This window comes from Actinoplanes sp. NPDC049668, assembly GCF_044465445.1.
Classification (GTDB): domain Bacteria; phylum Actinomycetota; class Actinomycetes; order Mycobacteriales; family Micromonosporaceae; genus Actinoplanes.
Genome location: NZ_JBITLR010000001.1, coordinates 31,400 through 44,211, shown reverse-complemented (window position 1 = coordinate 44,211; position 12,812 = coordinate 31,400). Strand labels below are relative to the sequence as shown.

11 protein-coding genes and 2 tRNA genes are annotated in these 12,812 nt (G+C 71.3%); 10 read left to right on the top strand and 3 right to left on the bottom strand.

Annotated features, from left to right (window positions below):
* Positions 1-40 precede the first annotated feature (40 nt).
* Together ACIBSW_RS00210 and ACIBSW_RS00205 are read left to right on the top strand one after the other, a co-directional pair.
* The gene (locus tag ACIBSW_RS00210) at positions 41-1,129 is read left to right on the top strand and encodes a sensor histidine kinase (RefSeq protein WP_354723840.1); all 1,089 of its coding nucleotides are present in this window, start codon (positions 41-43) and stop codon (positions 1,127-1,129) included.
* Positions 1,120-1,770, top strand: coding sequence for a response regulator transcription factor (locus ACIBSW_RS00205; RefSeq protein WP_354723842.1), 651 nt, complete (start codon positions 1,120-1,122; stop codon positions 1,768-1,770). Before ACIBSW_RS00210 ends, ACIBSW_RS00205 begins: the two co-directional genes overlap by 10 nt.
* On the opposite strand, the gene ACIBSW_RS00200 is transcribed toward ACIBSW_RS00205, so the two are convergent.
* A complete protein-coding gene (locus ACIBSW_RS00200) occupies positions 1,760-2,641 on the bottom strand; it encodes a CDP-alcohol phosphatidyltransferase family protein (RefSeq protein ID WP_354723844.1) in 882 nt (293 codons plus the stop codon). The two genes, ACIBSW_RS00205 and ACIBSW_RS00200, sit on opposite strands and share 11 nt — an antisense overlap.
* Before the next feature lie 131 nt (positions 2,642-2,772).
* On the opposite strand from ACIBSW_RS00200, the gene ACIBSW_RS00195 reads away from it, so the two are divergent.
* The 4 genes from ACIBSW_RS00195 to ACIBSW_RS00180 all read left to right on the top strand — a co-directional run bounded on the left by ACIBSW_RS00195 (position 2,773) and on the right by ACIBSW_RS00180 (position 6,237).
* Positions 2,773-4,848: a TRAP transporter fused permease subunit gene (locus tag ACIBSW_RS00195; protein WP_354723846.1), complete on the top strand. Its 2,076-nt coding sequence runs from the start codon at positions 2,773-2,775 to the stop codon at positions 4,846-4,848.
* On the top strand, positions 4,845-5,849 hold the full coding sequence (locus ACIBSW_RS00190) for a TAXI family TRAP transporter solute-binding subunit (protein ID WP_354723848.1): 1,005 nt from the start codon (positions 4,845-4,847) through the stop codon (positions 5,847-5,849). Before ACIBSW_RS00195 ends, ACIBSW_RS00190 begins: the two co-directional genes overlap by 4 nt.
* Before the next feature lie 237 nt (positions 5,850-6,086).
* Positions 6,087-6,160 (top strand) — tRNA-Lys (locus ACIBSW_RS00185).
* Between the two features lie 2 nt (positions 6,161-6,162).
* Positions 6,163-6,237: transfer RNA gene (locus ACIBSW_RS00180), tRNA-Met, on the top strand.
* A 138-nt stretch (positions 6,238-6,375) separates the two neighbouring features.
* Here the strand turns inward: ACIBSW_RS00180 and ACIBSW_RS00175 are convergent.
* Together ACIBSW_RS00175 and ACIBSW_RS00170 are read right to left on the bottom strand one after the other, a co-directional pair.
* Complete coding sequence (locus tag ACIBSW_RS00175; RefSeq protein WP_354723850.1) at positions 6,376-6,993, bottom strand: hypothetical protein; 618 nt, start codon at positions 6,991-6,993, stop codon at positions 6,376-6,378.
* Positions 6,994-7,177: 184 nt separating this feature from the next.
* Positions 7,178-8,206, bottom strand: a complete 1,029-nt coding sequence (locus ACIBSW_RS00170) for an acyl-CoA desaturase (RefSeq protein ID WP_354723852.1) — start codon at positions 8,204-8,206, stop codon at positions 7,178-7,180.
* A 121-nt stretch (positions 8,207-8,327) separates the two neighbouring features.
* Between ACIBSW_RS00170 and ACIBSW_RS00165 the strand changes: the two genes are divergently transcribed.
* The 4 genes from ACIBSW_RS00165 (at position 8,328) to ACIBSW_RS00150 (ending at position 12,802) form a co-directional block, all read left to right on the top strand.
* The gene (locus tag ACIBSW_RS00165; RefSeq protein ID WP_354723854.1) at positions 8,328-9,614 is read left to right on the top strand and encodes a sensor domain-containing protein; all 1,287 of its coding nucleotides are present in this window, start codon (positions 8,328-8,330) and stop codon (positions 9,612-9,614) included.
* Positions 9,566-10,201 carry a response regulator transcription factor gene (locus ACIBSW_RS00160; RefSeq protein ID WP_354723856.1) on the top strand — a complete coding sequence of 212 codons (636 nt, stop codon included), beginning with the start codon at positions 9,566-9,568 and terminating at the stop codon, positions 10,199-10,201. The genes ACIBSW_RS00165 and ACIBSW_RS00160 overlap by 49 nt, the downstream gene beginning before the upstream one ends.
* Positions 10,202-10,289: 88 nt before the next feature.
* The gene (locus tag ACIBSW_RS00155; RefSeq protein WP_354723858.1) at positions 10,290-10,874 is read left to right on the top strand and encodes an antibiotic biosynthesis monooxygenase; all 585 of its coding nucleotides are present in this window, start codon (positions 10,290-10,292) and stop codon (positions 10,872-10,874) included.
* 86 nt (positions 10,875-10,960) lie between these two features.
* Complete coding sequence (locus ACIBSW_RS00150) at positions 10,961-12,802, top strand: diguanylate cyclase domain-containing protein (RefSeq protein ID WP_354723859.1); 1,842 nt, start codon at positions 10,961-10,963, stop codon at positions 12,800-12,802.
* Positions 12,803-12,812: the final 10 nt, after the last annotated feature.

Genomic DNA, 12,812 nt, shown 5'->3' with positions numbered 1-12,812 from the left:
CGGATGGTCAGGCGGCGCCGGGCTGCCTACGGTCGACGGCGTGAGCAAACCGACCGACACGAACAACGGCGCGCGGCCGATCCGGCACCTGCTGGCCGGTGCCGTGCTGTCCACGCTGGGTGCCGCGCTGCTCGCCACGCTCGTAACGCTCTGGGGTGCGGCGCTGCTCAGCCTCCTCGGCGGGCCCGACGGCGGCTGGGGCCTGTTCGCGCTATACCTCGGCGCGGTCTCGGCACTGCCGCTCGTGTTCTCCTGGTTCGTGCACGAGATCGGCGTGCTGCACCGGGCGCGCTTCCGGCGCCTGCTCGGCGCCGACATTCCCGAGCCGTCCTGGACGCCACGCGGCGTGGGCCGGCAACTGGCCTATCACCTGTGGGCGCTGGTGGTGGCCGCGCCGGCGACGGTGCTGATCATGGCGCCGCCGGTCGCCCGGCGGTTCGCCCGGTGGGACACGCGGGTCGCCGAGGATCTGCTCGGCCCGGGCGACGTCGAGCTGCTGTACGAGCGGATGGAGTCGCTGCGGACCAGCCGCAGGGAGGTCCTGCTCGCCACCGACGAGGAGCGCCGCCGCATCGAGCGAGACCTGCACGACGGCGCCCAGCAGCGGCTGATGTCCCTGGCACTGAACCTGGGGATGGCCCGGGAGGCGATCACCGAGCCGTCGCCGGCCCGGGACGCGATCGTGGCGGCACACGAGGAGGCGATGCTGGCGGTGACCGAGCTGCGGCAGTTCGTGCGCGGGCTGCACCCGGCCGTGCTCGACGACCGCGGGCTGGACGCCGCCGTCTCGGGCCTCGCCGCGCGTTCGCCGATCCCGGTCGAGGTGTCCGTCGACATCGGGCGCCGCTGCCCGGGCGCCGTCGAGGCCATCGCCTACTTCATCGTCGCGGAGGCCCTGACGAACGTGGCCCGGCACGCCGGCGCCACCCGGGCGTCCATCGAGCTGCGGCGCCGGCGCGACCGGCTCGCGGTGACGGTGACCGACGACGGCCGCGGCAACGCGGCGCCGCGGGCCGGCGGCGGCCTCGCCGGCCTGGCCCAGCGCGCCGCCGCGGTCGACGGCGAGCTGAGCGTCACCAGCCCGGCCGGCGGGCCGACGGTCGTCCGGGTGGTCCTGCCGTGCGGGTGATCCTGGCCGAGGACTCGGTGCTGCTGCGGGCGGGCCTGACGAGGCTGCTCACCGACGGCGGCTTCGAGGTGGTCGACGCCGTCGGCGACGGCGAGGCGCTGCTGCGCTCAGTCGTCGAGCACGGGCCCGACCTGGTCGTCGTCGACGTGCGGATGCCGCCGACGCACACCGACGAGGGCATCCGCGCCGCGCTGGCGATCCGGCGCCTGCTGCCGGACACCGCGATCCTGGTGCTCTCGCAGTACGTCGAGGAGCGGTACGCGACCGACCTGCTGTCGGCGGCAACCAGTTCGGTCGGCTACCTGCTCAAGGACCGGGTCGCCCGGGTCGGCGACTTCCTCGACGCCCTGCGCCGCATCGCCGCCGGCGGCACCGCCCTGGACCCGGAGGTGGTCTCCCAGCTCATGGTGCGGCGGCGACCGGATCCGCGGGCCCGGCTCACGCCCCGCGAGCTGGAGGTGCTGCGGTTGATGGCCGAGGGACGCTCCAACAGCGGCATCGTCGACGCCCTCGGCGTCAGCCACAGCGCGGTCGAGAAGTATGTCGGCAACATCTTCGCCAAGCTCGACCTGCCGCCGACCGACATCGACCACCGCCGCGTCCTGGCGGTCCTCAAGTACCTGGGCGACGTCAGGCGTTGATCCCCGCCTCGGAGTTCGGCACCGACCCCGCGTTCTGCAGGGTCCGGCCACAGGCGGCCGCCGCCTGAGCCTTCGCCAGGGCGACCGGGAAGCCCCGGGTGGCCCGCCACAGCTTCACGATCAGCAGGAGCTCGAATGCCAGCAGCAGGGCGCCGGCCACCAGCGAGGTGGCGATGATCCAGCCGGTCAGCGGGCCGATGATGAAGACCGCCATCTCGAACTCGATGCCGCTGACCAGGTGCGTCCGGATCCGGTGCCGCAGCAGGGCCGCGCGTAGCCGGGCACGCGGGCCCTGCGGCGGCATCAGCTCGGCGACGTCCGGCGCGGTGCGCGGCGCCGGCCCACCCGCCTCCGCCAGGTCCGCGCGCATGGTCTCGCGGGTCTTGGCCATCTGCTGCCCGTTCACGTAGCGGAACAGGTCCAGGAAGGTCACCAGGATCAGGGTCCAGAGGTACGCGATCTCGCCGGTCCGGGCGTACCCGCCGCCGAAGAGCGCGACCGCGCACATGAAGACGCGCAGCCGGTCGAACATGAAGTCGAACCAGGCGCCGAAGAGCGACCCGGTGCCGTTCAGCCGGGCGACCTTGCCGTCCATGCAGTCCACGACGAAGCTCAGGTGGAAGAAGACCGCGCCGGCGGCGAGCCACCACCGGTCACCGGACAGGAAGCACGGCGCCAGGAAGCAGGCCGCCGAGGCCACGCCCAGCAGCGTCGCCAGGCCGGTCAGCAGGTTCGGGGTGATCCACCGGTAGGGCGCGACGAGGCGGACCAGCCTCGCCGCGAGCGGATCGACGAGCAGGACGGTCCACCACGCGTCCCGGACCTTGTAGGTCTGCTCGCGGATTTCCTGCAGTGAAGAACGACGCACCATAACCCGTGTCAACGGAGCGATCCGGCGGCGGACACTACCTTTGCACTATTTGTGACGAATTGGCTGCATCGTTACGCAGGTCTGCGTGTTTGAGAGGTTACAAAGAGCAGCGCGCATAGTAACGTCCGTTCATGGTCAACGGTCGATCTCCGGTCGACCGGGCGGGGGCCGAGGGCGGCACGCCCGGTCCCGCGTCCACGGTGGATCCGGACCCGCCGGCGCCGGGCGCGCTCGCCGATCCGCCGGCCGTCCACTTCGACGACGAGGAGCGCCCGGCCCGCGCGCTGACCGGCCCGATCGGCGTCGGCGTCGCCGTGGTCGCCTTCGCCGCGGCCCTGCTCGCGCTCTGGCAGGTCTTCCGGCCGCTCGCGCAGGGCAGCCAGTTCTACCTGATCATCTTCCTGGCCCTGACGCTGCCGCTCGTCTTCCTCGTCTACCGCTCGGGGCTCCCCGCGCGCGGCGGCGCCCGAGCCGGCGCCGACCGGCCGACCGTGCCCGACTGGGTGCTGGCCGCCGTGACCCTGCTGGTCTGCCTCTACCCGGTGAACCCTTTCAACGGCGGCTACGACGCGTTCCTCGACCGGCAGGGCCTGCTCGACACCGCCGACGTCGCCGCCGGGGCGATCATGCTGGTGCTCGTCGTCGAGGCCTGCCGGCGCACCACCGGCCTGGCCCTGCCGCTGGTCTGCCTGGCGTTCCTCGCCTACGGCTACTACGGCGGCCTGCTGCCGCAGAACTGGTCGATCGCACACTCCGGCCTGGACTTCGCCCAGATCGTCGACGCGCTCTACAACTCCGGCAGCGGCTTCTACGGCACGCCGCTCGACGTCGCCGCCACCTACATCGTGCTCTTCACCATCTACGGCGCCGTCCTCGACCTCTCCGGCGCCAGCCGGTTCTTCGTCGACCTCTCCGTCGCCGCGTTCCGCAGGTCGCGGGGCGCCGCCGGGCGCACGGCAGTGGCCGCCGGCTTCCTGCTCGGCACCGTCTCCGGCTCGGGCACCGCCACCGCGGTCAGCGTCGGCGCCGTCACCTGGCCGATGCTGCGGCGGGCCGGCTACCCCGCCGAGCAGGCCGGCGGCATGCTCGCCGCCGCCGGCGTCGGCGCGATCCTCTCCCCGCCGACCCTCGGCGCGGCCGCGTTCATCGTGGCCGAGTACCTCGAGGTCTCGTACCTGACCGTGCTCGGCTGGGCGATGATCCCGACCGTCCTCTACTACCTGGGCATCCTGCTCGCGGTCGAGATCGACGTGCGGCGGTTCCGGGTACGCGCGGTCGACGTGCCGCAGACCAGCGCCGGCCGGCTGCTGCTGCGGTTCGGCTACCACTTCTCGTCGCTGGTGCTGATCGTCGTCCTGCTCGCCGTCGGCCAGAGCGCGACCCGCGCCGTCGTCTACGCGACGCTGCTCGCCGCGGCGCTCTCCTTCCTGGACCGGCGCAACTGGCTGACGCCGCGGCGGCTGTTCGCGGCCCTGTCGGCCGGCGTCCGCGGCGTGCTGCCGGTGGTCGCGGTCTGCACCGCGGCCGGCATCATCACCGCGACCACCACCAAGACCGGGCTCGGCGCCCAGCTGGCCTCGCTGCTGGTCAGCGGCGCGCAGGCGGTCACCGACAACCCGACCGCGGTGCTCGCCCTGACCGTCGTGCTCGCCGCGATCGCGCTGGCGATCCTCGGCCTGGCCGTGCCGGTGACGGCCAGCTTCATCATCGGCTGGGTGATCATCGGCCCGGCGCTGCTCGCGCTCGGCGTCTCGGCCCCGGCCGCCGCCATGTTCGTCTTCTACTTCTCGGTGCTCTCCGAGGTCACCCCGCCGACGGCACTCGCCGCGGTCGGCGCCAGCGCGATCACCGGCGGCCGCACCGTGCCCACCATGTGGCAGGCCCTCAAGTACGCGCTGCCGGCCTTCCTGGTCCCGATCGCGTTCGTGCTCACTGAGCCCGGCGAGTACCTGCTGGCCAGGGGCCCGGCGCTCGGCATCCTCTGGGCGAGCGTCGTCGCGGTCTTCGCGGTGCTCGGCCTGGCGATCGCGACCGGTTCCTGGGTGCCCGGCATCGGCGCGGCCGGCCCGGCCAGCCGGATCCTCGGCGGCGCCGCCGGGCTGCTGCTGCTCTATCTCGCCCCGCTCACCATCGTGATGGGCGCCGTCGCGCTCGCCCTCGCCGCCGGGATCGCGTTCATCCATCGAACAGGGAGGACCACGTTATGAGGAAGGCAATCGCCCTGGCCGCGGCCGGGTCGCTGGCCGCGTCCGCGCTGGTGGGCTGCGGCGGCAAGCAGGACGCCGCGAAGCAGGACGCGGGCGGCGAGGTGACCTGCGAGGTCGCCGACGACACCCGGGTGGGCATCGCCACCGGCAACGCGACGGGCGTCTACTTCGCGCTCGGCAACGCCTACGCCGAACAGATCAACGCCGCCGGCGGCAAGCTCAAGGCCACCGCCGCCGAGACCGGCGCCTCCGTGCAGAACATCCAGCAGCTGGTCGCGGGGGAGTTCGACGTCGCCTTCTCGCTCGCCGACAGCGCGGCGGACGCGGTCAACGGCACCAACAGCTTCAACGCGCGGCAGCCGGTGCAGGCGCTCGCCCGGATACACACCAACTACACGCAGGTCATCGTGCGCAAGGCGGCGGGCATCACCGACGTGGCCGGTATGAAGGGCAAGCGGGTCTCGACCGGCTCGCCGAAGTCCGGCACCGAGGTCATCGCCCGGCGGATGCTCACGGCGGCCGGGCTCGACCCGGACAAGGACGTGCAGGCGCAGCGGCTGGACCTGGCCAAGACCGTGGACGGCGTCAAGGACGGCTCGATCGACGCGCTGTTCTGGTCGGGCGGCCTGCCCACGCCGGGCATCACCGACCTGCTGACCACCTCGGCCGACCAGGTCGCCTTCCTCGACGTCACGCCGCTGCTGCCCGAGCTGCAGAAGATCAACCCGGTCTACGAGACGGGCACGATCCCGGCCACCGCCTACAAGACGCCGGCGGACGTGCCGACCATCGTGGTGCCGAACCTGCTGCTGGTCCGCGAGAACCTGGACGCGAACGTGGCCTGCGTGCTGACCCGAACGCTCTTCGACCGCAAGGCGCAACTGGAGCAGGCGAACGCGGCGGCCAAGGAGATCAAGCTCGAGACCGCGCGCAAGACCGACCCGGTGGTCCTGCACCGCGGCGCGGTAACGGCACTGGACGAATTGAACGCGCCACAGTGACCCGGTGAGCGGTCGTGCGCCCCGGCGCACGACCGCTCATTTAAATGCGTTGAGCGTTCCGCTCCGGATCTCTACCTTATGAAGCACACCGCACGAAGCGACCGGCCGAAGGGGGTTCGAAATGTTCCGCAACAAGCGGATGAAGCGCCCCGACCTGGGCCGGCGACGCGGCTGAAGCCGCGACAACGTTGCCGCCCATCCCGCACGGGAGAGGGCGGCTTTCTTTTTGATGTACGCGCGCCGCTAGCTCAATTGGCCAGAGCATCCGGCTCTTACCCGGAGGGTTCGGGGTTCGATTCCCCGGCGGCGCACGAGCAGGGTGGAGCAGTTCGGAGTGCTCGCAGGTTTCATAGGCCTGAGGTCGCGGGTTCAAATCCCGCCCCTGCAACGAAAGCAGTTCCGCAGGCTGAGCGCTGGCTGCTCATCCGCCCCTCATAAGGGCGGCCCGCCCGGTTCGACACCGGGGCCTGCGACCACACCCGACCCGTCGACGCCTGGTATCACGGAGACGTGGAAGGCGGGCGGGTCAGAGGAAGTCCCGCCAGAACGCCACCGTCGCAGTCGGGCTCCATCGCTGATCTGGCCTGTCCATACCCGGGCCGCCGAACTCGTGATGGATGTAGTCGGCCAGGTCCGTGCCGTAGTAGATGATGTCGGTCTGCACCATCGAGAGGACCGGGTGCCCGGCGGTTCCCCGCCCGGCGGGCAGGAACCGATGTCCGTAGACGGGTACCAGTCGTGGCGCCTGCGCCAGCTTCAGCCGCGCGGTCTCCAACGCCGCGGCACGGCCGGCCGGGCGGGCGCCCCACGTGTCGTGCCATACCGAGTTGCGTTCCACGTCGAAGAGCACACCCTCAACCGGCCACTCCAGGCGCTCACGAATGGCGCCGGGATCGCCGTCGCGCCACTCCGGCCAGGGTCGCTGCCACGCGTAGGACACGCCCTCCTCCGGCTCGAACGGAACGTTCAGGGGCAGCCCCGTCGCCAGGAACGCTCGATGATCATCGGCGAACTCGAAGCCGTACGTCCTCTCGATGCGATCGAACTCCGCAGCTGTCAGGCCCGGCCCGATCTCACAACACCCGGTCTGCGCGAGGCGATGCGCCGCTTCGATGCCCAGCCGGGCGCCTTCACCGTTGATCACGGTGGCACGATAGTGCTTCGGGCCTACCGGGATGGACCGGTATCGTGCCGCCGAAGTCGGCGGTGACGGCCCCGGCCGGATTGGCGGGGCCGTCGAGTGCCGACGCGGCGGCGGTCACCCCGATGACGCGTAATAGAAGATCGGTCTTCGGGTTTTGTCCTACGGGCCGCGGGCGCTGCAGTTGCTACCTGGCCCTGGCCTCGCGGAGGGGGGCGCCGACCTCGTGGAGGTGGTGTAGCGCCTGGCGGTACGACTCCAGCAGGCTGGTCGACTCGTAGGAGACGCCGACCTCGGCGCAGTACGCCTCGACGATCGGCTGGGCCTTGCGCAGGTTCGGCGTCGGCATGGCCGGGAACAGGTGGTGCTCGATCTGGTAGTTCAGGCCGCCCAGCGCGGCGTCGGTCAGCCAGCCGCCGTTCACGTTGCGGGAGGTCAGCACCTGCTTGCGCAGGTAGTCCTCGGTGCCGTCCGGGTGCGGCATGCCCTTGTGGTTCGGCGCGAACGTCATGCCCAGGTAGACGCCGAAGAGGGCCTGGTGCACCACGAGGAACGCGATCGCCTGCAGCGGGGACAGGACCAGGAACAGGGCGGTCAGGTAGCCGATCGCGTGGGTGATCAGCAGCCCGGCCTCGAGGTTGCGGCGCTTCATGTCGCCGCGGATCAGCGCCTTGACGCTGGACACCTTCAGGTCGATGCCCAGCAGGGTGAGCAGCGGGAAGAACAGCCCGGCCTGGTGGCGGGTGATGAAGCCCTTGAGTCCGCGCCGGCCCCAGGCGGACTCGGTGGCCCAGATCAGCACCTCGGGCGCGACGTCCGGGTCGAGGTCGTCGTGGTTCGGGTTGTTGTGGTGGCGGGTGTGCTTGTCCATCCACCAGCCGTAGCTCATGCCGATGGTCAGGTTGCCGGCGATCCGGCCGGCGATCTCGCCGGGCCGCTTCGTGCGGAAGACCTGCCGGTGCGCCAGGTCGTGCGCCACGAGCGCCACCTGTGCGAAGGTCACGGCGAGGAACGCGGCGACTACGAGGGTCCACCAGGAGGAGCCGATCAGGAAGAACGCCGTCCAGCCGCCCACCAGCGCCAGCGTCACGGCGGTGAGCCGTACGGCGTAGTACGCGGGCTTGCGCTCGAGCAGTCCCGAGCGGGTGATCCGCCGGTTCAATTCGGCGAAGTCACTTCCGGCCGTCGACCGTGGCCGCTCCGTCGTTGTCGTCATACCTACAGACTCAAGGTCAATAGCCGAACGGTCAGGAGTGTCAGATCCCCGGGGATGGTGGTGCTAGCACCCCAGTTTCGTTGATCAAGATGTGCACGTGACGGCCGTGGAGAATGGGGACATGGAGACGCGATCGTGGGTGAGCGACGGCCTGCGGGCCATCGCCGGTGGCGTCTACGCGGTCGGCCTCGCGATCACCAACCTGCCGCTGCTGGTGGTCTCGCTGGTGGCGCTGGCGCTCAGCCCCGTGCCCTTCCTCGGTCTCGCCCTGCTGCCGTGGGTCACCGACCTCGTCCGGATGCGCGCCAACCTGGAGCGGCGGCTGGCCGGGCGGGCCGGGATCGCGATCGCCTGCCCGTACCAGCCGGCGCCGGAGCGGGCGCTGCCCGGCGGCTGGAAGCGGTTCCGGTGGATCGCCACCGACCCGGCCACCTGGCGCGACCTGGCCTGGCTGGTGCCGGGTGCGCTCGTCGGCTTCTCCCTCGGCCTGCTCGCCGTCGCCATCCCGCTGTACGGCCTCGAGGGCATCACGCTGCTGCCGCTCTGGCTCTATCTGAGCGTCGACTGGTACGGCTACGGCGTCTTCTGGCCGATCGCGAACTTCAGCGAGGCGATGCTCTCGATGCCGCAGGGCGTGCTGTTCATGGCGCTCGGGCTCGGCGCCGCGCCCTGGCTGCTCGAGGTCAACGCGAAGTTCGCCAAGCTCTTCCTGGCCCCGACCAAGGCCGCCGAGCTGCGCCTGCGGGTGGCCCAGCTGACCGAGACCCGGGCCGACACCGTCGACGCGCAGGCCGCCGAGCTGCGCCGGATCGAGCGTGACCTGCACGACGGCGCGCAGGCCCGGCTGGTGTCGCTCGGCATGACCATCGGCCTGGCCGAGGAGATGATCGAGCGGAACCCGGCGGCGGCCCGCAAGCTGCTCGTCGAGGCCCGCGAGGTGAGCGGCGCGGCCCTGCTCGAGCTGCGGAACCTGGTACGCGGCATCCACCCGCCGGTGCTCGCCGAGCGCGGGCTCGACGGCGCGGTCCGCGCGCTGGCGCTGAGCCTGCCGCTGCCGGTGACGGTCGAGGTGGACCTGCCGGGCCGGCCGCAGACGCCGGTCGAGTCCGCGGCCTACTTCGCCACCGCGGAGGCGCTGGCGAACGTGGTCCGGCACAGCGGCGCCCGGACGGCCGCGGTGTCGATCCGGTACGCCGCCGGCGTGCTCGCGATCACCGTCAGTGACGACGGGGTGGGCGGCGCCGAACCGACCCGCGGCACCGGACTGCGCGGAATAGATCGTCGCCTGGCCGCCTTCGATGGCACGATGACGGTCTCCTCCCCGCCGAGCGGGCCGACGGTCGTGACCATGGAGCTACCGTGCGTGTTGTCCTCGCCGAAGACCTCGCCCTCCTCAGGGACGGCCTGACCCGCCTGCTCGAGGCGTTCGAGTTCGAGGTCGTCGAGGCCGTGGACAACGGTCCGGCGCTGCTGCCGGCCCTGATCAGGCACCGCCCCGACGTCGCCGTCGTCGACGTGCGGCTGCCGCCGACCTTCACCGACGAGGGGCTGCAGGCGGCGATCGCGGCCCGCACCGAGGTGCCCGGCCTGCCGATCCTGGTCCTCTCGCAGCACGTCGAGCCGCTCTATGCCCGGGAACTGCTGAGCGACCGCAACGGCGGCGTCGGCTACCTGCTCAAGGACCGGATCTCGAACGTGGCCCAGTTCATCGACGCGGTCCGCCGGGTCGCCGACGGCGGAACGGCGATGGATCCGGAGGTGGTCTCCCAGCTGCTCGCCCGCCGGGAGCCGTTGGCGGTGCTGACCGCCCGCGAGCGCGAGGTGCTCGGCGAGATGGCCGAGGGCCGGTCGAACGCGGCGATCGCGGCGAAGCTCTTCGTCACGGAGAAGGCGGTCAGCAAGCACATCAACAACATCTTCACCAAACTGGGCATGCCGCCGTCGGACGACGACAACCGGCGCGTCCTCGCCGTGCTGACCTACCTCAACGGCTGAGCGAGCGCCGTCACACGCGCCGTTCGTCACAGCCCCGGGGCGCCGGTTTGCCGCCCAGTCGTGACGCCCGCGATGAAGTATCGGGGGTATGGAGACCGCATCACCGCCGCTCGCCGTGACCGTGGCGATCACCCGTAAGGCCGATCCGTCGCGCAACGCGGAGATGCTGGCGTGGGTCCGCGCGGGGACGACGCTGGCCGAGGACTTCCCCGGCTTCCTCGGGGTGGGCTGGGTGCGACCGGTGCTCGGCTCGACCGAGTGGCACATGCTGTACCGCTTCGCCGACGCCGACGCGCTGCACGCCTGGGAGGAGTCGCCGCAGCGGCAGTGGTGGCTGTCGTCGGCGCAGGGCATGGTCGAGCACACCCGGGAAGAGCGGCGCACGGGCATCGAGGGCTGGTTCGACCCGCCGCAGGAGCATTCGGTGTCCGACCTCACCCCGGCGGCGCCGCCGCGCTGGAAGCAGGCGGTGACGATCTGGCTCGGCTTCTTCCCGGTCAGCCTGCTGGCGGCGGTGACCCTCGGGCACCTGATCGCGGAGCAGAACGTGGTGGTGCGCACGCTGGTGACCACGCTGTGTCTGACGCCACTGATGGCGTATCTGGTGTTGCCGCAGGTGACGAAGATGCTGCAGTGGTGGCTGCGTGGTCAGCCCCCGCCCTGGCGGCGCTAGGTAGCGCAGGCGCTCCTCAACATCTCCTCTGAATTCTTCAGGTGACCCTCCCCGCACCCGATGGAGTCCGGCGAGGAGGCAATCAGATGCGGCTGCGTAACTGGATCGCTGTGGTCACCAGCGTATTACTGCTGGTGACGGTCGGCATCGTCGGTGTATTGGTGAACCGTTCGGCGCTTCGTGCCGCCGACACGGTGCACCGCACCGACACGCATGCCCTCGCCAAGAACAACGCCACCCTGGCCGGGCAGATGCAGCTGCTCAACGCCAAGGAGCTCAAGGCCTTCGCCGACGCGCGCACCTTCGACCTCGGCGTCGGCAACGAGAAGGACCGCAAGGCCCTCGAGGGCTACGTGGCGAAGTCCGCCGCCTTCAAGTACGGGGCCGCGATCACCTCCCTCGACGGCACCGTCCTGAACGCCACCCGGACCCACGTGCTGCCCGCGGCCGACGACGCCGGCTACGGGCCGTTGCGCAAGTCGCTGCAGAGCGGCAAGCCGGGCTTCTCCTCGGTCATGCTGGTCAAGGACTCCGCCGACGTCAGCTCCGGCGCCACCGTCGCGGTGCAGGCGTTCGCGGTGCCGATCCAGGTCGGCGGGACGCCGCGGGCGATCCTCATCGGCTACAACGACATCGCGTCCACGACCCTGCAGAACTACACCACCCGGCTGCGGTCGCCGGGCAGCATCACCACGTTCGTCGACTCCACCGGGCGCATCGGCCACACCAGCGAGGAAGACAAGATCGGCACGATGATCGACCCCGCGGTCCTCGCGGCGGTCCAGCGGATCACCACCGGGTTCGAGTTCGTCGAGTACAAGGTCGGCAAGACCGAGATGATCTCCGTCGTCGTCAAGGACGAGGCGCTGCCGGGCGGCTGGACGTACATGCGCACGCAGACCATGGCCTCCTTCGACGGCCCGGTGCACTCCCGCAGCCAGAACATCAACCTGACGCTGCTGGCGATGCTCATCATCGGCGCCGTCGGCATCTCGCTCCTCGGGTACCGCACCCAGGTGCAGCGCCGCCGGGCGGACGAGCGGTTCCAGGCACTGTTCCAGCACGCGCCCGACATGGTGGCCGTGCTCGACGCCGAGGGCCGGGTCGCCTACTCCAGCCCGAGCGCCGCGTCCCTGCTGCACTTCCCGGCCGGCTCGCTGCAGGGCTCGACCGTGTTCGCGCTGGTGCACGCCGAGGACCGCCCGCGGATGGTGGAGGCGTTCGGCAAGCTGCTCACCGAGCGCGACGGCGTGCTGCGGCTGCAGACCCGGATCCTGAACGCGTCGGGGCAGGCCACCTGGTTCGACTTCACCGCGTCCAACCAGATGCACAACCCCTCGCTGGCGGGCATCGTCATCAACGCCCGCGACATCTCCGAGAACCGGGCGTTCCAGGAGCGGCTGCACCACGAGGCCACCCACGACGCGCTGACCGGGCTGCCGAACCGGCGCCGGATGCAGGACGCGCTGGGCACCTCGCTGCAGGGCGACGCGGTGGCCGTGTTCTTCGTCGACCTCGACGGGTTCAAGCCGGTCAACGACGCGCACGGGCACGAGGCCGGCGACGAGCTGCTGCGCCAGGTCGCGGAGCGGCTCAGCACCTGCGTCCGCGAGGGCGACGTGCTCGCCCGGGTCGGCGGCGACGAGTTCGTCGTGCTGATGCCCGGCATCACCCTGCAGTCCGACGCCGACGCGATGAGCAGCCGGGTGCGCACGGCCATCGAGCGGCCGTTCCTGGTGTTCGGCAACGAGGTCACCATCGGCGCGAGCGTCGGCGTGCACCTGGCGACGCCGAGCGACGACCCGGACCAGGCCCTGCGCGCCGCCGACCACGCGATGTACGCGGTCAAGCACCTCGGCGGCGGCCGCCGCGCGGCCAACGACCAGCGCGAGCCCGCCCGGGCGGGACGCCACCGCGCCGAGGACTGAACCGCTAGGT

Excerpts from the sequence above, each read along its gene's own strand:
- ACIBSW_RS00200 (WP_354723844.1), bottom strand. The coding sequence starts at position 2,641 with ATGGTGCGTCGTTCTTCACTGCAGGAAATCCGCGAGCAGACCTACAAG.
- ACIBSW_RS00195 (WP_354723846.1), top strand. The coding sequence starts at position 2,773 with ATGGTCAACGGTCGATCTCCGGTCGACCGGGCGGGGGCCGAGGGCGGC.
- ACIBSW_RS00190 (WP_354723848.1), top strand. The coding sequence starts at position 4,845 with ATGAGGAAGGCAATCGCCCTGGCCGCGGCCGGGTCGCTGGCCGCGTCC.
- ACIBSW_RS00170 (WP_354723852.1), bottom strand. The coding sequence starts at position 8,206 with ATGACGACAACGACGGAGCGGCCACGGTCGACGGCCGGAAGTGACTTC.
- ACIBSW_RS00165 (WP_354723854.1), top strand. The coding sequence starts at position 8,328 with ATGGAGACGCGATCGTGGGTGAGCGACGGCCTGCGGGCCATCGCCGGT.
- ACIBSW_RS00155 (WP_354723858.1), top strand. The coding sequence starts at position 10,290 with ATGGAGACCGCATCACCGCCGCTCGCCGTGACCGTGGCGATCACCCGT.
- ACIBSW_RS00150 (WP_354723859.1), top strand. The coding sequence starts at position 10,961 with ATGCGGCTGCGTAACTGGATCGCTGTGGTCACCAGCGTATTACTGCTG.